The organism is Aminobacter sp. 01T433, from assembly GCF_056398585.1.
The window spans coordinates 59,776-82,594 of record NZ_JBFTPR010000002.1 but is presented as its reverse complement, the minus strand read 5'-3'; the positions used below and the strand labels follow the sequence as shown (position 1 = coordinate 82,594).

The window sequence follows — 22,819 nt, the reverse complement described above, 5'->3', positions numbered from 1 at the left end:
CATTTGGCCTATCGCCGGGTCCGTGGCGTAGCCAGGTCTTGAAGCGGCAGTGCGGTCTTGTACTTGACCTGCTTGAGGGCGAAGCTCGATCGGATATTAGCGACGCCTCTGGTCTTGGAAAGGCGATCGACGATGAAGTGCTGCAGTGCAACCGTGTCACGCACAACCACGCGCAGCAGATAGTCGGAATCGCCGGTCATCAGATAGCATTCCATCACTTCGGGAAAGCGCGCCATCGCTGCTTCGAAAACCTCGAGCAGCGTCTCGTTCTGCTTTTCCAGCGTGACCTGGATGAAGACGCTCAGGCTTGCGCCCAGCATCATCGGATCAAGCAAAGCGACCCGCCGGGCAATCACGCCCGCCTCCTCCAGTGCGCGCACCCGGGCGAGGCAGGGGGAGGCCGACAGGCCGACCCGAGCTGCAAGTTCGACATTGGTCAGGCTGGCGTCCTCCTGGATCTCCGAGAGAATGCGCATGTCTATCGCGTCGAAATTCATTGGCAGCATGTCCTGCTGTTTGAGAAGTAATCGGCAGTAATATCTGCCGCAATTGTAAACATTTGCAACATCTTCGGCAGGAAATGCCGAGGTCTTGCCGCTACCATCGCGCGCAAGTGGAAACTCGAGGAACGAGAGCGCTGTTATGCACACTAAGAACCCCTCCGCCCATATCGGCACGGAAAACGCGTGCGCGTCCGACGGCGATCCCAACGAGACGGCCGACTGGCTGGCGTCGCTTGAATCCCTGTTCTTCAATTCCGGCGGCACGCGCGCCGAATTCATCCTCGGCGAACTCGACCGCAAGGCCAAGGAGCTTGGCATCGTCCACGAGGCGCTGCCGTTTTCGCCCTACCGCAACAGCATTTCACTCGAAAAGCAGACGCCGTTCCCCGGCGACCTTGCCATGGAAGAACGCATCACTGCGATCATCCGCTGGAATGCGCTGGCGATGGTGGTCAGGGCCAACAAGGCCTATGGCGAACTCGGCGGCCACATCGGCAGCTATGCCTCCGCAGCCGAAATCTTCGAGGTTGGCTTCAACCATTTCTTCCGCGCCGACACCGGTGAGGGCGACGGCGACGTGGTATTCTTCCAGCCGCACTCCGCACCCGGCGTCTACGCTCGCGCCTACCTCGAGGGGCGGCTTTCGGAAGAGCATCTCCAGCATTACCGTCAGGAGATCGGCGGCACGGGCCTGTGCTCTTATCCGCATCCATGGCTGATGCCCGACTTCTGGCAGGTGCCGACGGGATCGATGGGCATCGGCCCGATCACCGCGGTCTACCAGGCCCGCTTCATGCACTACTTGAACAACCGGGGCCTCGCCAACACCGAGGGACGCCATGTCTGGGGCGTGTTCGGCGATGGCGAGATGGACGAGCCGGAATCTGTCGCTGGCCTGTCGATCGCGGCGCGTGAAAAGCTCGACAACCTGACCTTTATCATCAACTGCAACCTGCAGCGCCTCGACGGTCCGGTGCGCGGCAACGGCCAGATCATCCAGGAGCTGGAGAGCACCTTCCGCGGCGCCGGCTGGAACGTCATCAAAGTGCTGTGGGGATCGGAGTGGGACGCGCTGTTCGCGCGCGATACCCAGCACGCGCTCCTCCGTCGTTTTGCGGCAACTGTCGATGGCAAGTACCAGACCCTTGGCGCCAAGGACGGCGCCTACAATCTGGCAAACTTCTTCGAGGAGGATCCCGAGGTCAAGGCGCTGGTCGCCCATATGTCGGATAGCGACATCGACGCCTTGAAGCGCGGCGGCCACGACTTCCGCAAGCTGTTTGCGGCCTTTGAAGCGGCAAGGGCGACCAAGGGTCGGCCGACCGTCATCCTGGCCAAGACCAAGAAGGGTTTTGGCATGGGCGCTGCCGGTGAATCCCGCATGACGGTGCATCAGTCCAAGAAGCTCGACGTCGAAGCCCTGCTCACCTTCCGCGACCGCTTCTCGCTACCGATCAGCAACGAGCAGGCCGAGCAGGTCGCGTTCTATAAGCCGGCTGAAGACAGCGCGGAACTCAACTATCTCAGGTCTCGCCGCGAAGCGCTTGGTGGCTACCTGCCATCGCGCCGCCGCACGGCGGCACCCGTCGCGATTCCGCCGCTGGCAAGCTACGGAGACTTCGCGCTCAATGCCGAAGGCAAGGAGATGTCGACGACCATGGCCGCGGTCAGGCTGCTCGGCAACATGATCAAGGACAAGGAGATCGGTCCGCGCATCGTGCCGATCGTTGCCGACGAAGCGCGCACATTCGGCATGGCCAATCTGTTCCGGCAGGTCGGCATCTATTCGCCTGTAGGCCAGCTCTACGAGCCCGAGGATGCCGGCTCGATGCTCTACTACAAGGAAACCAAGAACGGACAGCTGCTCGAAGAGGGCATCACCGAGGCCGGTGCGATCTCGTCTTGGGTGGCGGCGGCGACGTCCTACAGCGTGCACAACCTCGCCATGCTGCCGATCTACATCTACTACTCGATGTTCGGCTTCCAGCGTGTTGGCGACCTGATATGGGCGGCGGCTGACCAGCGTTCTCGTGGCTTTCTGATCGGCGCGACCGCAGGCCGCACGACGCTAGCTGGCGAAGGCCTGCAGCACCAGGACGGATCTAGCTTGCTGGTTGCCTCGACCGTTCCGAACTGCCGTGCCTATGACCCGGCATTCGCCTATGAGTTGGCGGTCATTCTCGACCACGGCGCCCGTGCGATGATGGAACAGGGCAAGGACGAGTTCTACTACATCACCGCGATGAACGAGAACTACGCCCAGCCGTCGATGCCGGTGGGCGTCGAGGCCGATATTATCAAGGGGCTCTACCAGATCGCCAGCCACAAGCCCAAGAAGGGTGCTGGTCTTGTCCGCCTGCTCGGATCGGGCACCATCCTGCCGCAGGTCATCGAGGCGGCTCAGATGCTTGCCATCGATTGGGGCGTTGCCTCGGAAGTGTGGAGTGCCATCAGCTTCTCCGAGCTGTCGCGCGATGCGCGGGAGGCGGAGCGTCACAATCGCTACAACCCGCTCGCCGAACCCGTTGTCAGCCATCTTGCTGGCTGCCTGCCGGGCAAGGCGCCGATCGTAGCAGCGACCGATTATGTCCGCGCCTATCCGCAGCTGATTGCGTCCTATGTCGAGGCGCCGTTCACTGTGGTCGGCACCGACGGCTTCGGCCGCAGCGACACACGCACGGCGCTGCGCGACTTCTTCGAGGTCGATCATCGCCACATCGCGGTGGCGGCCCTTGCAGCGCTCGCCGCCGAAGGCTCGGTGCCGCGCCAGACGGTTGCCGACGCCATCGCCCGCTACGGCTTCAACGGTGCCGTCGACGCGCCGTGGCTGCGTTGATCCGGGTCGAGTTCCAGTTCCGAAAGAGTTGATATGAACCAGCTAGTGGAAGTCAGGTTGCCGGATATCGGTGACTACAAGAATGTGCCGGTCGTCGAGTTCCTGGTGAAGCCAGGCGATATCGTTGCGGTCGAAGACCCGCTGATTACGGTCGAATCCGATAAAGCGACTATGGAGATACCGGCGCCCTTCGCCGGAACCATCAGGGAGTTTGCAGTGTCGATCGGCACCCGCGTGTCCCAAGGCGCGCTGCTGCTGACGATCGATGCTGCTGCAGCGGCGCCAGAAACCAAAAAGGCTGAAGCCACTCCCGCGGCTACGCCCTCCAAGGCCGAGCCTCTAGTTGCAGCGAACGCGGTGCCAACGCCGGCGTCCGAGGGCAGTGCACCGGCGGTCACGATGGAGACCTCCGCCGGTGCTCATGCAACGCCGTCGGTGCGCGCCTTTGCCCGGGAGCTTGGCGTAGACCTTGGCACGGTTAAGCCTTCGGGTGCGAAGGGCAGGATACTGCGCGAGGACATCACGGCACTTATCAAGGAGCGCCTCGCAGGAGGTTCCTCAGTGCAGGTGTCCGGTTCCGGCATCGGCGCCGGCCTGCCGGCCTGGCCTGCGGTCGACTTCGGGAAGTTCGGCCCCGTCGAACGCCAGCCGCTGTCGCGCATCCAGATGATTTCGGGCGGCAATCTCGCCCGCAACTGGCTGACCATTCCGCATGTCACCAACTTCGACAAGGCCGACGTGACCGGGCTTGAGGAGTTCCGCAAGGAGCTCAATGCGGCCAACAAGGACGCCAAGGTGACGATGGTCGCCTTCTTGATCAAGGCGTCGGCGCTGGCGCTCAAGGCATACCCGCGCTTCAACGCCTCGCTCGACGGCGACGAACTGGTGCTCAAGAACTACGTTCACATCGGCTTTGCCGCCGACACCCCCAAGGGGCTGATGGTGCCGGTGATCCGCGATTGTGACCGCAAAGGCGTACTCGAGATCGCCACCGAAATGCGCGCGCTCGCCGACAAGGCGCGTGGCAGTGGGCTATCGGCGGCCGACATGCAAGGCGGCTGTTTCTCGGTGTCGTCGCTCGGTGGCATTGGCGGGGCCGGTTTCACGCCGATCATCAATGCGCCTGAGGTGGCAATCCTCGGCGCTGGCCGCTCGGCAATGGAAGCCATCTGGGATGGCAAAGCCTTCCAGCCAAGGTTGATCATGCCGGTCTCCCTGTCGTGGGATCACCGCGTCATCGACGGCGTCGCCGCGGCCCGGTTCCTGGGCCACATATCAGTCCTGCTGGGCGATTTCCGCCGCGCGATCGTATGAGGCCGAGATGAGCATTACCGAAATCAGGGTGCCCGAAATGGGCGACTTCAAAGACGTCGCCGTTATCGAGGTTCACATCAAACCGGGTGACGACGTCGCCCTCGACCAGACGCTGATCGTGCTCGAATCCGACAAGGCGTCGATCGACGTGCCGTCGCCCTTTGCCGGCCGCATCGCCACGGTCGAACTCGCCATTGGCCAGCGCGTTTCCAAAGGAGCGCTGATCGCCATCATGGAAGCGGCAGCGGGAGTAGACAAAGCCAAGCCTGCGGCCGCTCCGGAAGCGCCGGCCGTGGCTGCGTCATCGATTCCGGCAGCCACGCTATCGCCCGCCTCGGGTGCGGCGCCAGATTGCGATGTGCTGGTGATCGGCGGCGGACCGGGTGGCTATTCCGCTGCCTTCCGCGCCGCCGATCTTGGCCAGCGGGTGATCCTGGTCGAACGCGACGCCACGCTTGGCGGCGTCTGCCTCAATGTCGGCTGCATCCCCTCCAAGGCACTGCTGCATGTCGCGGCGATCAAGGAGGAGGCCGAGCGCCTCGCCGATCACGGCGTCGCCTTCGACACGCCGACCGTCGATCTCGAGAAGCTGCGCAGCTTCAAGGCCGGCATCGTCACCAAGCTCACCGACGGGCTGAAGGGCATGGCACGGCTGCGCAAGGTCGAGGTGGTCAGGGGAACGGCAACGTTTGCCGATGCCGATGCTGTCGATGTCGCGCAGTCTCACGGTACAGGCCGCAGGATCGTCTTCGCCAAGGCGATCGTCGCCGCCGGCTCAGTGCCGGTCCGGCTGCCATTCCTGCCCGACGATCCGCGCATGGTCGATTCCACGGGCGCGCTTGAACTACCCTTCATCCCCGAACGCATGTTGGTTATCGGCGGAGGCATCATCGGGCTCGAAATGGCCACTGTCTACAGCGCGCTCGGGGCGCGCGTCGATGTGGTCGAACAGCTTGACACGCTGCTGCCCGATGTCGACCGCGACGTGGTCGAGGTCTGGCGCAAGCGCAACGCCCACCGCTTCGATGCGATCCTTCTGGGCGCGCGCGTCGAAAGTGTCGTTCCCGAGGAAGATGCACTTGTCGTGACGACGACCGGCGAGGGCGCCGGCGTCAGGCGCTACGACCTGATCCTGCAGGCGGCCGGCCGGCGACCGGCAGCCGAGGCGCTGCAGTTGGTTGCGGCCGGCGTCACCCTCGATGCCAAGGGATTCATCGAGGTAGATGCGCAGATGCGCACGCGCAACCAGAACGTCTTTGCCGTCGGCGACGTCACCGGCAATCCGATGCTGGCGCACAAGGCGGTGCATCAGGGCCATGTCGCTGCCGAGGCGGCAACCGGGCTTAAGAGCTTTATGGACGCCAAGGTGGTGCCATCGGTCGCCTATACTGACCCCGAGATAGCCTGGGTCGGCGTAACCGAGGATGCTGGCAAGGCGGCCGGGCGCGCTGTGGAGGTCGGCAAGTTCCCGTGGGCAGCCTCGGGGCGGGCCATTGCTAATGGCGCCGACTACGGCCTGACCAAGCTTGTATTTGATGGTGAAACGCGTCGTATCATCGGCGGCGCCATCGTTGGCCCTTCGGCAGGCGACATGATCGGGGAAATTTGCCTAGCGATCGAGTTGGGGGCGGATGCGTTGGACATCGGCAAGACCATCCACCCGCACCCGACGCTCGGCGAGACCATCGGTATGGCAGCCGAAGTCGCCGAAGGGGTTTGTACCGACCTGCCACCACGAAAAAGGGGTTGAACTAGGTTCTGGAGCGCAAGGTGCGTTGCGGCCTAAGTGAAGCTCGCGAGCTGGTCGTTGCTCACCATACCGGGCCTTTGGCTTGCGTCCCTTGACGGCAGAGCCGTCATTACTCGCGAATAAAAAGGCGGCGCACGCGCCATCCTGCAGTGACGCTACGGCGCTGCGGATGCCGCCAATCGATTTCGCATTTTCCGTCGCGACGCAATGGTGCGGGGCGTGGCAAGGAGAACCATCACGCCTACCATCGGCACTTTCAAGAAGACCGGCAACGAGCTCATCGGCGACATGCGTCCTGGCCAAAGACGAGCGCATTATCCGGACGCCGAGCCACCGGCGATGACAGCCCACGTCTTTGTCGGTCGCGCAGGGACCGCCGCCGCATTGACCTCCAACGAAGGTCTGAAGCTACGATCAAACCTTCAGCGCACTGACATCTGCCCACATTTTCGATGACGAAGGCGGCCAATCTCGTCCCACGTCGTTGCGAAGCCGCCCGGCTAGTCTGCGCGGGTCTTTTTGCTGTTGGCATGTGCCGCCACGAACAAGCATCTTGCGACACGGCCACAGAGCAGCGGGCGGTGCCTAACGTGCTATGACGAAGATCTTACGCACAGTTTCGATTGTCTTCCATACGCCCTCGAAACCTGGTTTGAGAACGAAGCTGTCTCCTGCTGAATACCGCACAGGTTCGCCGCCGTCGGGCGTGATTTCGACGACACCGGAGATGATGTGGCAGAACTCAAAGGCTTCGCCTTTTATCGACTTGTATTCTCCGACCGATGCCTCCCAGACCCCCGCGCTGATATTGCCTTTCGCGCTTTCCTGATCCCACGTTCGGAACACTGGATCTCCACTGATGTGGCGCTCGGGTAGTGGGCCGGAGACGCTCGGCTCAAATGACGGCGAAGTTTCGATGGTCTTGATGAGTGACATAGGTTTCCTCGGGTGTGTCTGGAGGGATGATGCACGTACGACAGATGGCGCACGGAACAAGGTTTGGGCGGCTGGAAACGGGATCCTGTGAGCTCCTAAGGCATACGGGCTGCGATGGACCGGTCCCACTGGTCGCGCATCCGGTACCAGCCACCCACCATCGGGAGGAACCAGGTGCTGCCGTTGTAGAGGAGGTGGGAGGGGAAGGAGGGTCGGTCGAATGCGCAATGATAGCCCTTCGCCGCTGCAACCTTTCTTGCAGTCTGGAAGCCCAGGTAGGTCATCATAGCAATTCCACTGCCATTGCAGCCCATGCAGTAATGGAGGCCTTCCAACTCGCCCATATGGGCCGTGGCATCGAAGGTGAATCCGAGTGATCCCGTCCAGGCGTGGCTGATCTTTACACTCGCCAGTTGGGGGAAGCGTTCAATCAACGCTGCGTGCAGTAAAGCTGCTATCTTCTCCTCACCGACTTCGGTGAAGCGCGCACGTCCTCCGAAGATGACCCTGCGGCCGTCGGGCGACGGTCGGTAATAGTACAGGACCCGCTTGCTGTCCGAGATCATTCTGCCTTTAGGAAAAAGGGACTTCACCAATTCGGCTGGCAGTTCTTCGGTAGCGATGATGTGGCTGGAAACTCGGATTATCCGTTTGAAAAATTCCGGTGTCACGTCGGTGGTGTACCCGTTCGTCGCAACGATGACGTCTTCCGCAAGGCATTCACCGCGATCTGTGATGACGCGCCATTTTTCGCCTTGCCGTTCCAGCTTGCGTACCGGGTTGTTCGAAACAAGGTGCACGCCCTTTCGTAGGCAGGCGTCCAGCAGCCCTTTTACGTAGAGCGCTGGCTGGATGGTCGCGCTGCCTTCTGTCACCATGCCGCCGTAGTAGAAGTTGCTGTCGATCTCCTTATTCTGGTGTTCTCTTGGCACCAGGTAGCTGTTCGTGCGCGGGTTCTTGTTCAGCTCTTGGGCTCGCTTCTCCATCGCCTTGAAATGAGATGGTGTGAACGCGCCGACGAAGCCGCCATTCATTGTGAAATTACAACGGATATTCTCTTGTTCGATAAGCGAGAGCACCAATGGAAACGCCTGAGTGGCGTCCTGACGAAGCTTTCTAATTTCTTCGTCCGGTAGCACTTGGCGACCGGTGAAATTTCTGCCGATCGACTGGGTTCCGCCGACTCCGCCACCGTTACGAGAGCTGGCGCCCCAGCCGATTTCGTGAGCGTCGACCACAACTGCTTTCACGCCCAGTTTTGCCAGTTCTAGGGCAGCCGATAGGCCTGCGTATCCTGACCCGATAATGAGCACCTGCGCTTTGCGCGGCAATCCGGCCTCGGACCTCCATGGAGCGAACTCCTCCCACCAGTAGCATGTGGGCTTGAAGTCGGATGCCAGTACAGACTTCATCTAAGAAACTCCCGACGGTCAGAATGTAGAACTTGACAAGGCTCCACCGTCACGTGCATGACAGTATCGCTATACGATAGTGGCGAACGAATAGCGATAATCGTTAAACAAAGCAATGGCATGTTTGCCTACGTGACGATGGGGTGAGGAGTATGAAGGCGACGGTACTATTCTCGACACTGGCCATGACGGCGGCGCTTGCGTCGGCCGCCCATGCGTCGGTGCTTACGATGTGCACGGAGGGAAGCCCGGAGACGTTCAATCCGCAGCTGACCAACAATGGCGTCACCGCCAATGTCCTGACTCAGATTTACGATGGCTTGGTCTCGGTCCGACAGGGGGATCTTTCTATCGAGCCAGCTTTGGCCGAAGCCTGGGAGGTGTCCGACGACGGCAAAACGTATCGGTTCACTCTCCGCAAGGGGGTTCAGTGGCAATCGAACGACGCATTCACACCGTCGCGGGAATTCAATGCCGACGACGTCGCTTTCACATTCGCCCGGATGATGGACAAGAACCATCCATACGCCAAGGTCAGCGGCGGGACATACATCGGCTTCGACAACAAGCTTGCGGACCTGTTGACGGAGGTACGCAAGATCGACGACACTACGGTGGAATTCCACTTGAAGCGGCAAGACGCGACGTTCTTGGGGATCATGGCTTTCCAGCCAATGAACGTCCTTTCCGCGGAATACGCTGACAAGATGCTTGCGTCCGGGACGCCTGAGAAGATCGACCAGGAGCCGATCGGGACCGGGCCATTTCAACTGGAGGCATATCAGCCGGACTCTATGGTACGCCTAAAGGCGTTCCATAACTCGTGGGGAGAGGTGTCCGGCCGGAAGGACAAGTCTGCGCTTGTGGATACGGTGATCATGGCAATCACCCCCGACGCGTCGACGCGTATACAGCGCGCACTCGCCGGAGAATGCCATATCGCAGTCTATCCCAACTTGGCCGACGCAGAGGCAATCCGCAAAAGCGACAATCTCAATCTCGTAGAAACTGAGGTAGCGTCTTCCGGCTTTCTGACGTTCAACTTCAAGGATGAGAAGTTCAAGGACCGCAAGGTTCGCGAAGCGTTGGCGCTGGGCCTGGACCTAAACAGGCTTGTCGAAATCGTCTACCAAGGCACGGGGCATCCGACGGCTGCGATCATCCCGCCAATGTTTTGGGGGCATAACGCTGATCTTAAGACACGTCCTTACAATCCGGAGAGGGCCAAGGAACTTCTCGTGGAGGCTGGTTACCCGAATGGGTTCTCAACCCAGGTATGGGCGATCCCTGTTATCAGGCCGTATATGCCGAACGGGCGTAGAGCCGCCGAGATCGTTCAGGCTGACTGGGCGAAAATTGGCGTCAACGTCGAGATTGTCACATACGAGTGGGCCGAATACCTGCAGCGGTCGCGGGCTGGTGAAGCGCAAATAGGAATGTTCGGTGGTAGCTGGGACTACCCTGACCCAAGCCAGATTCCGAACAGCTATTTTTCCTGCGACACCACAGGCAAGCCAAGTCCATCAAACATCGGCGCATGGTGCAGCGATGATTACAACGGCGTGATGCGCAAAGCGGCGGCGGCGACGTCCCAAGCGGAGCGCGAACCTTTGTACAAGGAACTGCAGACCGTTTTCGACAACGAAATCCCGGCTATTATCCTTGGCTCCGCGAATGCACTCACGGCAGTCTCCAAGAAGGTCTCGGGCTACAATCCCGCAGCAGTCGGAACGACGCCACTCGCAGGCGTATCCATCGCAGAATGAGGCCTTGAGCTGAGCGAAGTGGGGCGTTTGCATTGCGACGCCCCTCTTCCCTTTTCGGCTGGAGGCCGGGATTGGACCTCCACATGTGTTCCGCAATTGTTCGGGACGCTCGGATGTGGGGAGGGCCGCCTTTGCGCGCTTGTCTTTTCCCAAAGACGAAATCCTGTTACCGCACATGAACAAAAAAGATGGTGCAGCGTTGGCGGACAGGGAAGATCGCGCGGTGATTCAAGGAAACGATCCTATCGACGACAGCCGGGAGGATGGGTTGTTTGTGGCGTCTCTGGCCAAAGGCATGAAAATACTGGAAAGCTTTAGGAGCCAGCGGCGCGGGCTAAGTCTGACAGAGATTACGGCAACTGCCGGAATTGGAAAGAGCGCGGCGCAGCGGGCGGTGTCAACCCTGCACTCGATCGGCTATCTCACGCGTGACGAGCATACGAAGACCTATAGCCTCTCCCCAAAGGTCCTGACACTCTGCTGGGATTACCTCTCCGGGTCGAGCTTGTCCGACGCCGCCATTCCCTTTCTGCGTGAACTAGGCGAGAAGTTCGGGGAGACGGTGAACCTTTCTGAGCGGGTGGACGATCAGTTAGTTGTCGTCGGCAGGATGCCTGGAAAGCAGGTTCTGACGATTAACGTTGGTATTGGTACCCGTGCTCCCCTGATAAGTACGGCACCCGGATTGGTGATGCTCGCTTTCGGCGACCGACAGCAAACGACGGCCTTCATCCGCAAGGCTGAGATAATTCCCTGGACGAGCCAAACGGTCACGGATCGTGACCGGATTGCCAAATGGCTAGAGCAGATTCGCCGAGACGGGTTCGCTGTTGCCCGCCAGTTGATGCATGAGGGAGAAATATCCATTGCGGCCCCGATCTTCCGGGGAACTTCTGAAACGGCCATCGCCGCCATCAACCTTTCGGCTCCGTTGGGCCGATGGAATGACGATGCGGTTCGAGATGAGCTTGTTCCTTCGGTGGTACGCGCTGCATTCGGTATATCTAGCGCGTTGGCTCGCTCAGTCGGGTAATTTACCGAGACAATCTCAGCTGGGCATCCAGGACTTATACCGCGAACGGCAACACCGGGTGGAGGCTGACTTGTCGCTTCCCGTTCATCGGCGAAAAGAATATTTGCGGGGCGCGTGCGGCCTATCCGAAGATAAATCCCGCTGGCGGAGTGGGCATCAGCTACGGGTAGCCACCAGTTGCCCGAAAACGCAGAGTTGGGACAAATAGTTTGTCCAGGCGACGACGTGTTCGTTTTAGGAGCTGTGCGACGCATCCGCATTACGCCGATGGTTGAGGGCAGGGCTGCCTGTGATTTGACCGTCTGAATAGCAAAATTGCTGTGAACGTCGCTGACCCCCGGCAGCTTGAGCAGGGTCCCAACTAAAAGCCGTTCAGAGCCAGCGAGGTCGGGAACGACGACCTGTAATAGGAAGTCTGCCTCGCCCGATACCAAATGGCAGGAAATGACTTCGAGCAACGCCTGTACGCTAAAAGCCGTGGCCGGTGCCTAAACAACGTCGAATTCGACGGCGGCCGTTCCGCTTGGTTGTTTGCGATGGCGATCGAACATATGTGATTAGAAGTCTGAAGTAAATTATTGAAAACATTACATAACTGTAATGCTACCGTTCATACTGGGTTCACCAAGCGGCGGCTAGCAATGGAGGCGTCAATGAGAAGGAGCCTCCCAAATGAAACGCATTGTTCTAGCTGCTGTCGCCCTGTCGATGTTCGCTGCGCCGATGGCCCAAGCTCAACAGCGCTATGAGGCGCCACGTCATGGAAACCACTACAGCCAACCGCAGAAGTGGCAGGATTACCGCCAAAAGCCGGTCAAGCGGCAGCACTGGTCAAAGGGCAAGCGTGTGCCTGACTGGCAGCGCAAGCAGGCACTTCGGGACTACCATCGCTACGGCCTCAAGCGTCCAGGCTATGGTCAGCGCTGGGTCAAGGTAGACAACGACTTCCTGCTGATCAGTGTGGCGTCGGGCATCATCGCTTCGGTCGTGGCTGGACGCTAATCCAGGCATTTCAATAGATTGCGGAAAGGCGGTTCTTCGGAGCCGCCTTTTTTCATCCATAAGCGGCCTTCGCCCAAGAACGGTTCGATTTTCTGGTCTCGACGTTATGAGGCGATGCTCCGTGCCGCACTCGTCGAAGCGATCGACGACTCCGGTCGAACATCTGTTTTAGGCGAACCCAGCGAATGGGTGTTTACCGGTCCCGAAGAGCAGAGTCCCGCAATCACAGAGTGCTTTCGATCGAAATCAATGTCTTTTCGATTGCCTGCTTGTATTGCTCGAATTCCGGCGACGTTTCTCTAACCTCCTGAGGCGCAGTCGCAGCGGAAGGTTGTGATGCTTCAGAAGGTGTCCGGCCAGTCATCTTTTTCTCAGCCCAGGCAATGACATAGCCGGCGTTCTTGCCGGTCAGGAACGGGTTGGCCTTGATGACGACCTCTCCGAGAACATCAGCAAGCATTGCGTCATTGGATGACGATAGGATCTGGTGGGCGCCCTCCATTCCAAGAAAGTGGCAAAGGTAGAGCCGACCAGCAGTGATCTGATGGCCGCGCGCTTTAAGATAGGCTTCGCCTTCGCGCGCCAGATTGCGCACCATCTCGCGTGAGATGGTCGGGTCGAAACGAAGATCGAGGAGCTCGGCCGTCGAAAGCGACCTGGCGAGATCGGGACGGTAGGTGTTTATCATCCTGATCCACGTCTTGCTTATGAATTGTCCGAGCCCCGTTGCCGACGACAGCGGGTTCTTAGCACGGGCACTGCCGCCGCTTTCGACATGGACGATACGATTAGTCAGCACCTCGATGGCAGAGTCGTCGGACGCAATCACGGTAATCGTGCCGAGCGGATCGATGGCCTGTCCGTCCTGATAGAGTTCGAAATGAAGATGCGGGCCGGTCGACAGGCCCGTGGTGCCGATATAGCCGATGACATCGCCAGCTTTGACAGTCGATCCGACGCTGATGCCGTCGGCGAAACGCTGCATGTGGGCATAGCGGGTTTCGCGATTGTTAGCGTGCGATATGCGGATGAGGTTGCCGTAGCCCTTGCCGTCGCCTTCAAACACAATCTGGCCGTCGAAGGCCGCTTCGATCGGTGTACCGATGGGGGCTGCCCAATCCACTCCTTTGTGGACGCGAACCGTCTTCAGGATCGGATGCATGCGCGGCCCGAAGGTTGACGTCATGACTCCGTTGACCGGCGTGATCATGCCGTTGGTTACCATCAGCGAGCGAACCTGATCGTTGCCCGTAACGCAAGAGAACTGACCGTCGCCCTGTTGGAAGACAAAACATTCTAGGTTCTTGTCAGTGCCATGCACGCCGACATAAAGCACCTGACCTGCCAGACCATCCTTGCCGCGAGCCGTTTGTGAGTAAAGCAGTACGAGCCGTTGGTCTTCGGTCGCAAAGGCGTTCAAATCCTGCCCACGCGACAGATACATGATCGCCTCGCCAAGAACGCCGGTCGGAACGTCGTTGCGGGCCGCTGTCGAATAGATCGCGTCGAGGAGGCGGTACTGGCGCTTGTGCGCGCCTTCTTGCAGGGCGGCGCCGGAATAGTTGAAAAGGTCGTCGCGCACCCAAGGATCTGCGCCGGAGACGAACTGACCGGCCGAATTGCGCGCGAGGGTGCCAACGAACCTGTTCATGGCGTAGACCGACACCTGCATCAGCGCCACCTGCGGCGCCTCGCGTCGCGGCTTGAAGCCACGCATGGCGACGACATAACCAGGTTCGAGGCCTTCCAGCTTGAAAAGCGACTTCAGCGCTTCACCGGCCAATTTAGCCTCATCGGGGGCGAAATGTGCCTCGAGAACGACGCTGTCCAAAGTGCGGTTGGTCAGGATCTTGACGAAGACATCCTCGGTCGCCTCGAAGCGCTCGGTCTCCGGTGTCACGGTGGCAACACTGGTGTTGTTTTCGATCGCGGTTTTCTCGAATTCGGGCAGGGCAGCTTCGCCCTGGTCGATTGTTTCGCCCCAACCGGCGCCGAGATCCGATGATAGACCGCCTTCGGGCTCGGCCTGATCAAGATTGACATCCGCTGGCGGAGGCGCGTGATCATCCGCCTGCTGGCCGGCTGTTGGCTCAACCACCGCCCGCTGCGCCTGGAAAAATGCAAAATCCTCCTGCGTCGATGGGATGGCCGTCATGAAGCGCTCGCTGGAACTCAGCATCGTGTCCGCAAGAAATTCGATCTTCGGCGAGATGCCGTCCTGGATAAGTTCGACAGGGCGAGCAACGGAGCGCCGCTTTGTTTCACCGCCGGCTTCATGCGCCAGGTTGATCCACATCGGGTCGCCGGCAAGATCGACGATAGCCGGCACATAGACAGAAGCATCCGACGGCACGATATCCGCTTCTTCGGTAGGCTGAAGATCTCCTTCATATTCGCCGAACGACCAGTAACCGAAGGTGAGATAGGCGGTGGCGGCTACGGCGAGCAGCGCAAGGATGCCCGCAGCGACAATCGCCTTTGACCGGCGAGAACGTTCGCGCCGCGCCATTCGCTGCTGTTTTTGCTGCTTGAAGCTCTCATCGATGCCATGCGTCATGGCGATCGCCCAGTCAGGAAGAAGGTCCAGCGCGCCTGTTCAAGCGTGTCCACTTCATAGAACCGGGCAGCGATATGGCCGCGCTGCCAGCATTCGTCGATGCCGCGCACAGTGAAGCGCTTGCGCTCGACGCACATGTCCGTCGAGCCGGTAAGTATCGCATTACCGAAGACATCCGTCGCGTAGATGTAGATGTAGCGATTGGTCAGTTCATCGCGGATGACGTTGACGCACTGGTTTGCGCCAATCGTCCACCAGCCGTCGGTCTGGAAGGCTGCATCGATCTGTTGGCCGACGGCGAGGTTGACGACGTCGAGCGTCTGGTTACAGACGGTGAATTCTGCTCTCGCTTCGCTTGGCGCAAACAAGGCCGACAACAGGGCCATGCAACTGGCGGCAAGCATCGCGCGACCTGCTTGGGAAGCGCGCCCGATCCCGTTCGCATCGTTTCGCCGGCCTCTATCGGCCTCCCGCCAAAGGGTCAGAAGATGCACTGTCGGTTGCGCCCCCAATCCGTACCAGAACAATGGTGACGTTGTCTGTTCCGCCGCGCGCGAGGACCTTTGCGAGCAGATCTTCGCATGCTGCCTGGGCAGTGGCCGAAATCACCGCTGTTTCGATCTCGGCGTCGCTGACATGCGCAGTCAATCCGTCCGTTCCCAGCACGAAGATGTCGCCGGGCAAGAGATCGCCCTGCTGGAAGTCGACGTTGATGTCGTCGCTGACGCCAATGGCGCGCGTGATGACATTACGACGTGGCCAGGTTTGCGCTTCCTCCGGCGTGATCGCACCGCGGTCGAGCAGTTCCTGCACCTCGGTATGATCGTGCGAGACCTGAGATATGGCGCCGTCGCGCACCAGATAGACGCGGCTGTCGCCGAGCCAAAGGCAGGCGAATTTGCCGTCCATGGCCAGCAACGCTGCGACGGTGGAGCCAATGGTCACGCCACGCGAATCCGAAATCTCGCGGATATCGGAATGTGCCAATCTCAGCCGGTCGACGAAACGTGCGCGCAGGTCCGGCGCGGAACTAGCGATGCCGATCGTCGACAGGTGTTCGACGATGCTGGCAGAAGCCACTTCTCCGGCGTCATGCCCACCCATACCGTCGGCGACCACCCACAGGCCGCTGCGGGGTTCGATCAGATAGCTGTCTTCATTGACTTGGCGGACGCAGCCCTTGTGGCTTACGCCATAACTTTCGAAGGGGAGGGCGACATTGCTCAATTGCCTCAAGCGCTTCTCGGGCGCCCCTCTGCGTTGCGTAACAAGCGCTCGCGCCTTTCAGTCTGCCACAGGCCCAAGCGTTAGAGTACAGAAATTAACGTGCACGAGATCGTCGGTGTGGCTCCTGGCTGTATCAAAGGCCTTTCGGGCACGTGAAGCCGGAGAATGCGGCAAGCGAAAAGGGGTTGCCGGACGGGTTTATCTGGACCGTGTAGGCGACGTCACGGCCGCCAATGACAAAGCGCATCTCGAGATTGTCACCGTTGCGGGTGGAGGTTCCGGCATCGAGCAACCGCTTCAACGCCCATGGCCCTTCGAACCTGATGGCGGACTCGCGGCCGGGAAGCTCCGGCGTCAGGCTGAGATTGGCAGAGCCGGCGGGCATGCTGCCCGGCCAAGTGACGACGCCTGGGCTGCTGCCGTTTTGATAGCTTTGGACGATCTGTCCGTTCACGTCGAGCAAGGCCATGTCGGCGTCGCCATGCAGCGAAAACGGCGTGAAGGTGATGTTGACCGCAGGGGTTGATCCGCCAAGTGGAAAGAATGCATCTCGGATCTCGGCGGCAAGCTGAAACTGCTTTAGCGTTGACTTGGACAGCTCACGGCCTAGGCGTGCCCCCTGCTTCCACTGCCACTCCTGGCCTGACATGTCGGCAAAGGATGCCAGGTTCTGCGCGAAAAATCGATCGATGATGCCGCCGGGCGCGAAAAGGCGGGCAAAATGACTGATTGGCACGTCCTGACTGGCGCCCCCGCTGAATGGATAGCGATTGGCGATCGCTTCCTCGCACGGCCCGCTGACCGTTTCCTCAAGTGCCTGATTGAGTTGCGCGACCGAGGTTTCGGCAGCCACACCTTCGAAATCGTCGGCCGCAGCATGAACCATCCGCGAAAGTGCCTTGGGTAGGCGAGACGCGTTGGCGCGGAGATTGGATATCTGCAGCTGTAGGTTGGCGTTGACGCGGCCCGCTTGCGACGGTGCAGCAGCCGAGATCGTCAGGCTCTGGTAGATGGCGTGGAAATTCTGGATCAGCGCATCGACCGGGCGCTGACCGGGACGGCCGTCGACAAGAAGCTGGAATGGTCGGAACTGTGCCTCAATGTTTGCCCCTGGAACCAAAGTCGGCGTGTTCGCGAATGCGGCACCGGCACGAGTGTTGGATTTGCGACCGGCGAGTTCGATGCCTATGCGGGCGAGGCCGTCGGCACGTGCCTCCCCATCGCCGGTGGAAGGCGTGCCGCCACCCCGCGTCAATGCCGTTTCACGCGCAATCGCCTCAAACAATTGCGCAAGCGGAGAATTGGGCGAACCCGCGGCCGAAAGGGCCAGATATTCAGGTTTGTCCGCCGACATTGATTTGAACTTCAGCCTGTTGAAGACGCCATTCCATGCGCTTGAGAATTCATCGCTGTAGCGGTCGAGCAATTCAGGTCCAAGCCTCAGCAACTCCTGCTCTACATCGCCTTGCTCGCCACCCGCACCGATTACCCATTGCTCGTCGACAAGCCGTTGAGCGATGCCAGCGAGCTGCCCCAGGTAGAAATCGTTGAAGCCGGCGTAGGTGTAGAGGCCGGGAACGCGAAGCGTCGACAGATCGCTGCCATCGACAGCTTCGAAGATCATTTTTGCTTCTGCGCCGCCTCTCGTTGCCACGGCAAAGTCAGCTAGCGGGGCGGCCGACATTGCCGAGGCGATCAGGGCAGAGGCACGGTCAGCGACGGTCATGCGGCCAAGCGCGCGCTGTGCGGCTTCGACAACAGGGCGATTGAGCTCAAGCGACGGGTCGTACTCGTCGTCGAGCGCCAGCATCGCGCGCAGGTGCTTTTCCAGCATCAGGCGCCCTTCGCGATTTTGCGGTCCCGGATAACGGTTCTGCTCCCAATCCTTCCTCAGCCAGGAAACGATCTGCTCATCCTCGACTTTAGGCGCCTTGCCGCCAAGCATGAGGTAGATCTTCAGCGCTTCGTAGAGCGCGGCCGGATCGCTCATCTTGGCCTCGATCGTGCGCTCGACATGAAGCAAGAGTCGCGTACGGAATATCCGCTCCAATGCTAGCCGGTAGGTCGTTTCCGATGCCGAAAGCAGCCGCGCGCGCTGGCTCAGCCCGAGCGCTTCCTGAGGTGGCGTCGGCAGGTCGCGGTTCTCATAGCCGGTTGGCAGACTGCGAACGCTCTCCAGTGCATCAATGACGTTTTCAAGATCGACATCGGACACGGTTTCCGCCTGGAGCAAGGAGCTGGCCGATGAACTATAGCTTTCCGCCGCCTGGTCGGTGGCAGCGATCAACGCCTTGTTGGCGGTGTAGCTCATCGCCATTGCACCTAGTGCCGCAGCAGCGATCAAGCCAACGGCACTGACGCTGGCATAGCGGGAAATTCTGGCACGCCGGTCGGCGGCTTTGTCGTAAGAAACCCAGCCGGCTTCGGCGAAGATGACATTTGCGAGCAAATCGTGCAGGAAATAGCTCTTGCCGGTGCCCGAAAGATGAGCATGTGACCCACTGCCGAAGCTTCGACCGATGGCGCCGAGCACACGGTCGATCGGGGTGCCTTCCTGCGTGCCGGAGGAGAAATAGAACCCACGCAGTATGGCGCTTGCTTGCCTTTTCGTCGGCTCGAAGACGCGGCCGAGAAAATCCGCACTGCGCTGCTTGAGCGAGGCAAACTGCGCGGTAAAGCTGAAGATTGAGATGCGCGCGGCCTGATCGGGTTCCTCCTGCAACCGGTCTGGTACTTGCTCGGCAAGGCGGTGGACGAGCGCGTCGAACTCAGCAGGCACAATGCCGACCATATTTGTCTTGTGGTCCGCATCCTGGAATGTGGCACCCCACACCATGCGCCGGCGGGTTTCGTCGAGATCGCCGAAACATTCCATGAAGCCGGCGATCAGGTCGGCCTTAGTGAACAGGACATAGACCGGGAAGCTGATTTTCAGCGTCTCGTGGATCTCTTGCAGGCGATTGCGGATTTCTATGGCATAGGCGCCGAGTTCCTGATCCCCTGACGTCATCACGTCGGGAAGGCTAATTGCTACGATCACGCCGTTGATAGGCTGTCGGGCGCGGTATTTCTTCAGTAGCGATAGAAATGCCAACCAGCCCTTGCGGTCGCCCTCGGCATCGGAGTCCTGCGTCGTATAGCGGCCGGCAGTGTCGATCAGCACAGCCTCTTCAGTGAACCACCAGTCGCAGTTTCGGGTGCCGCCGACGCCGGGTACTGGTCGGGCGGCACCGGATACCGCGAGCGGAAATTTCAGCCCCGAATTGACCAGGGCGGTGGTCTTGCCGGCACCAGGCGGGCCGATGATGAGATACCAGGGTACTTCGTAGAGAAAGTTGCGTTTGCCGCTAGCGCGTTTGAGCGTCGCGATGGCCTTGGTCATGCCCGTTTCGAGTTGCCGGGCATCGCCGTCGTATGCGCTATCGCTCGAGACAGCCGCTGCCAGCGCCTTTTGTGCGCTGCGGGCATGCAAAGATCGGAGCAGGTAGAGGCCCACAACCATTGCCACCACCAGGCCGATAATTGCGATGCGCGGCCAGGCTGCCGCCAAAGGACGGGTGTCAGCGAACACGATCAACGGGCCGGCGAACCACACGGCCGCGGCAAAGCCGGTCAGTGCAAGGACACTGAAAAGCCTGAGCAGCCAGAGCCTCATGGCCAACCCCCCGAGATGGCGGTGGGGGCTCATAGTGTTTCTTCCCGCTGGACCATGACGTCGACTCGGCGGTTCCTCGCCCGGCCGTCGGGGGAGCCATTGTCGGCGATCGGCTCGTCCTCCCCCTTGCCTTCGACCGATATTCGCGACTGGTCGCCAATCTGAGGAACCAGGGCCATTTCGACCGCCTCGGCCCGGGCGACGGACAGATCGTAGTTCGACTTGAAGGTGCCAGACTGTCGCGGCTTCGCATTGTCAGTGTGGCCAACGATCTTGATCGGACCTCGTTCCGCCCCTAATGCCGCTGCGATCCGACCCGCGACGGGGGCAAACTCGGGCTTTGTCTCGGCTCCGCCTGGTTCAAAGAGCAGCGCATTGTTGATCTCGACGACGATGAATTCGCCCTTGGCGCCGACAGTCAAGCCGCCGCTTTTGATGTCCTGCGCAAGTGCCGCGCGGATGCGATCGATCTGCGCGACACTTGGCGCCGTATCGACAGGCTTGGCTTCCTCGACCAGCGGCACGAAATCCGTCCGTTCAATGACGACCGGCGTCGAAGGCGTCAGCGCAAGCAGCTTTGCAGCAAGCGCATCGCCTTCCCTGGTGATGTCGTAGCGCATCAAGAAAAACGTACCTGTGACGAGCGCCAGGGCTGCGGCAGCGATTGCCCACAGCGGAAGCCGCGCCGGGCGCCGCGCCTGGGTGGCTGACAGGCCTTGCCATCGCGGTGAGAGCTCATCGTCGGCAAGCGGCCTGAAATAGCGCAGTGCTGCGTGGGCATCCTGCCGAACGGGTTCGAGGCTGTCTTCCCCGCTGGTGATGCCACGGTATGGGCCCTCGAAGCCGAGCGATAGGCAGGCGTGCATGAGTTCGAGCAGGTCGCAGCGCTCCGCTGGATCGGCAAGGACCGTATTGAGGGCTTCAAAGAAACCGTTGCCGGGAGCTTCGATGCCATAGAACCGCGACAACATGCTGTGTTGTGCCCAAATGTCGGGACCAAGACCCGGCAGGTTCGCGATGATATCGTCAGCGGTTTCGCTAAGCGCATATTTGGCGATACGCGCGTCCTCGTCGGCAACACCAGCTTCAGCGGCTTTCCATTCGAACTCTTCGATGGAACTTGCGACATGCTGGGCCAGCGGTACGGCATCAGCTTCGACAGTCGCCATCCTGAGATGACCAAGCAGCATCAGCAGCGGTGCTGCTGCCACCATGATCGGATTGGCACCAGCAACTTGGACGTGGTCGGCAGCCTCGAATAGGGCGTCCTGCGAAACGCCAGCTTCTGTTGCGGGTTTTCCCTGCTTTTTTTTGCCGTGCACCGTCTCGTGTGGGCGCTCGGCGAAGGGCGCGCTTTGATAAATTACCGTGCCGGAAGGCAGCGGTTGCGGTTCAGCACTGCTAGCGTAGATGATGGTTGGGTCGGATTTTGCTAGGAGTGCCGGAGTAGGTGCAGCCGGGTCCGGCCGCGGCGCGCGGCGCGGCGATCCGCGAATGACGGTTCTGCCGTCGGAGCCGGAAGGATCGTCCTTCGAACTCATCGCCGATTACCCGCTCTCGCGCGACGCCTGCACTGCGCTGACAAATGCTGCAGGCGCCTCCGGTCAGACAGTGTTGCTCGCGTGCCAATTACGCATCGTAGTGCAAGGACATGCCGATTGGAACCAGGACGGATCTACTCGGCAAAGGCAGCATCATTTCTTGCTTGCCGATTTGGCGTAGGCCTCGCTGAAATAGGCCAGGAAGACATCGAGCATGCCATTTTCGTGGGCAGCCTCCTTGGCCTCCCATGTCGCGACGAACATGTCCCAGGCGCGGCCTTTCTTCGACACGAATGAAGAGCCGGCAAGCTTGCTCTCGATGGTGTCGGGCGAAAGTTCCGAGAGCAGTCGCGAAAGTGCCGCCTGCATCGCGGCGTAAGTCGCAAGTTCGTGTGTCTTGAGATCGTGGAACGCCTCTTCAATGCTGTGCCTGGCGTCAAGGTAGCCAGAGCGGCGCTGGGCGAACATGATTTCGAGGATTTCTTCAGAGCGCGGAATGAACTTCAATGGATTGTTGTCGACGCCGCTGATCATGGTTCGGTGGCTGCTCTTGGCCAACGCCTTGGCAGCCGCGCGCGCCTTGAGCAACAAAGCGAGTTCATCGACCACCGCCCGCAGCACCGCGCCGACTTCCGCGGCAACGTCGTTTGGATCGCGCTGCAGAAATATTTCTGGCGAGACGCCTGCGCCGGCCGCTATGAGGCGAAGTAGCTCCGTGGCCTCCAGTCGTTGAGCCGGAGCCACAAGAGGCGATGGCGCGGCTGGTAGCGGTACCGGCGGCTGCGCTGCGACGCCAATGGCGCTTTGGTCGTTGCTGGTTCCGCCGAAGAAAGGGTCGGCGAATTGCGGCGGACGTTGGCCCACTTGGTCTACGGCATACCTTGCAGGCGCTGGATTGCCCCGTTGGCTAGCCGCATCCCGGTCGTTCTCGATCGATACGGCGACGATGTAGCGGCCAATCCAGAGCCGGTCGCCGTGGTTGAGCGGGTGCGGGTCAGTGATGCGCTGGTTCGATCCGTTGACGTAGGTTCCGTTGCGCGAGACGTCATAGAGCCAGAACGTGCCCCCGTCGTAGCGGACCTCGCAATGCAGACCGGAGATGAAGAGATTGGGATCGGGCAGGTTCCAGTCGCGATTTTCGCGACCGATGGCAAAGCTGCGACCATTGGAGCTGTAACTCAACGGTCCGCCGTTTGGCAGCCTGTCGACATTTTCGATGGTCAGATTGATGAGCATCCGAATTCGTCCGCCAAACCCTCTGTTTCCGGCAGTCTCGTCCAAATTCAC

Annotated in this window: 15 protein-coding genes and 1 pseudogene; 6 read left to right on the top strand and 10 right to left on the bottom strand. The window is 60.4% G+C overall.

All coding sequences use genetic code 11. The annotated features are described in order from the left end of the window. Nucleotides 1–8: 8 nt before the first annotated feature. On the bottom strand, nt 9–497 hold the full coding sequence (locus tag AC1DLV_RS03365; RefSeq protein WP_476798159.1) for an Lrp/AsnC family transcriptional regulator: 489 nt from the start codon (nt 495–497) through the stop codon (nt 9–11). A 145-nt stretch (nt 498–642) separates the two neighbouring features. Here AC1DLV_RS03365 and mdeB point away from each other — a divergent pair, with 145 nt between their 5' ends. From mdeB to lpdA, 3 genes are read left to right on the top strand one after another with little or no spacing between them, the layout of a single operon-like run. Next, complete coding sequence (mdeB, locus tag AC1DLV_RS03360; protein WP_476798158.1) at nt 643–3,339, top strand: alpha-ketoglutarate dehydrogenase; 2,697 nt, start codon at nt 643–645, stop codon at nt 3,337–3,339. A 33-nt stretch (nt 3,340–3,372) separates the two neighbouring features. Next, nucleotides 3,373–4,653 (top strand): dihydrolipoyllysine-residue acetyltransferase, encoded by a 1,281-nt coding sequence (gene aceF / locus AC1DLV_RS03355; RefSeq protein WP_476798157.1) that lies wholly within the window; start codon nt 3,373–3,375, stop codon nt 4,651–4,653. A 7-nt stretch (nt 4,654–4,660) separates the two neighbouring features. Continuing rightward, on the top strand, nt 4,661–6,403 hold the full coding sequence (gene lpdA, locus AC1DLV_RS03350) for a dihydrolipoyl dehydrogenase (RefSeq protein ID WP_476798156.1): 1,743 nt from the start codon (nt 4,661–4,663) through the stop codon (nt 6,401–6,403). Between the two features lie 585 nt (nt 6,404–6,988). Here the strand turns inward: lpdA and AC1DLV_RS03345 are convergent. Together AC1DLV_RS03345 and AC1DLV_RS03340 are read right to left on the bottom strand one after the other, a co-directional pair. Continuing rightward, on the bottom strand, nt 6,989–7,339 hold the full coding sequence (locus tag AC1DLV_RS03345; protein ID WP_476798155.1) for a cupin domain-containing protein: 351 nt from the start codon (nt 7,337–7,339) through the stop codon (nt 6,989–6,991). Nucleotides 7,340–7,434: 95 nt separating this feature from the next. Further along, nucleotides 7,435–8,751, bottom strand: a complete 1,317-nt coding sequence (locus AC1DLV_RS03340) for an NAD(P)/FAD-dependent oxidoreductase (RefSeq protein ID WP_476798154.1) — start codon at nt 8,749–8,751, stop codon at nt 7,435–7,437. 152 nt (nt 8,752–8,903) lie between these two features. Between AC1DLV_RS03340 and AC1DLV_RS03335 the strand changes: the two genes are divergently transcribed. After that, nucleotides 8,904–10,517, top strand: coding sequence for an ABC transporter substrate-binding protein (locus AC1DLV_RS03335; RefSeq protein ID WP_476798153.1), 1,614 nt, complete (start codon nt 8,904–8,906; stop codon nt 10,515–10,517). A gap of 139 nt (nt 10,518–10,656) precedes the next feature. Beyond that, nucleotides 10,657–11,550, top strand: a complete 894-nt coding sequence (locus AC1DLV_RS03330; RefSeq protein WP_476798152.1) for an IclR family transcriptional regulator — start codon at nt 10,657–10,659, stop codon at nt 11,548–11,550. Between the two features lie 311 nt (nt 11,551–11,861). Here the strand turns inward: AC1DLV_RS03330 and AC1DLV_RS03325 are convergent. Then, nucleotides 11,862–12,008: pseudogene (locus tag AC1DLV_RS03325) on the bottom strand (Lrp/AsnC ligand binding domain-containing protein); the annotation flags it as partial. Between the two features lie 214 nt (nt 12,009–12,222). Here AC1DLV_RS03325 and AC1DLV_RS03320 point away from each other — a divergent pair. Beyond that, nucleotides 12,223–12,552, top strand: a complete 330-nt coding sequence (locus AC1DLV_RS03320; RefSeq protein ID WP_476798151.1) for an RcnB family protein — start codon at nt 12,223–12,225, stop codon at nt 12,550–12,552. 223 nt (nt 12,553–12,775) lie between these two features. On the opposite strand, the gene AC1DLV_RS03315 is transcribed toward AC1DLV_RS03320, so the two are convergent. From AC1DLV_RS03315 to tagH, 6 genes are all read right to left on the bottom strand, one after another. Further along, complete coding sequence (locus tag AC1DLV_RS03315) at nt 12,776–15,109, bottom strand: M23 family metallopeptidase (protein WP_476798150.1); 2,334 nt, start codon at nt 15,107–15,109, stop codon at nt 12,776–12,778. Continuing rightward, entirely contained in the window at nt 15,106–15,513 is a 408-nt protein-coding gene (locus tag AC1DLV_RS03310) for a DUF1036 domain-containing protein (protein ID WP_476798149.1), read from the bottom strand. Before AC1DLV_RS03310 ends, AC1DLV_RS03315 begins: the two co-directional genes overlap by 4 nt. A 55-nt stretch (nt 15,514–15,568) precedes the next feature. After that, entirely contained in the window at nt 15,569–16,336 is a 768-nt protein-coding gene (locus tag AC1DLV_RS03305; RefSeq protein WP_476798513.1) for a PP2C family protein-serine/threonine phosphatase, read from the bottom strand. Nucleotides 16,337–16,469: 133 nt separating this feature from the next. Beyond that, complete coding sequence (gene tssM / locus AC1DLV_RS03300; protein ID WP_476798148.1) at nt 16,470–19,991, bottom strand: type VI secretion system membrane subunit TssM; 3,522 nt, start codon at nt 19,989–19,991, stop codon at nt 16,470–16,472. Between the two features lie 29 nt (nt 19,992–20,020). Then, a complete protein-coding gene (tssL, locus tag AC1DLV_RS03295) occupies nt 20,021–21,532 on the bottom strand; it encodes a type VI secretion system protein TssL, long form (protein WP_476798147.1) in 1,512 nt (503 codons plus the stop codon). A 153-nt stretch (nt 21,533–21,685) separates the two neighbouring features. Further along, nucleotides 21,686–22,768, bottom strand: coding sequence for a type VI secretion system-associated FHA domain protein TagH (tagH, locus tag AC1DLV_RS03290; protein WP_476798146.1), 1,083 nt, complete (start codon nt 22,766–22,768; stop codon nt 21,686–21,688). Between the last annotated feature and the right edge of the window lie 51 nt (nt 22,769–22,819).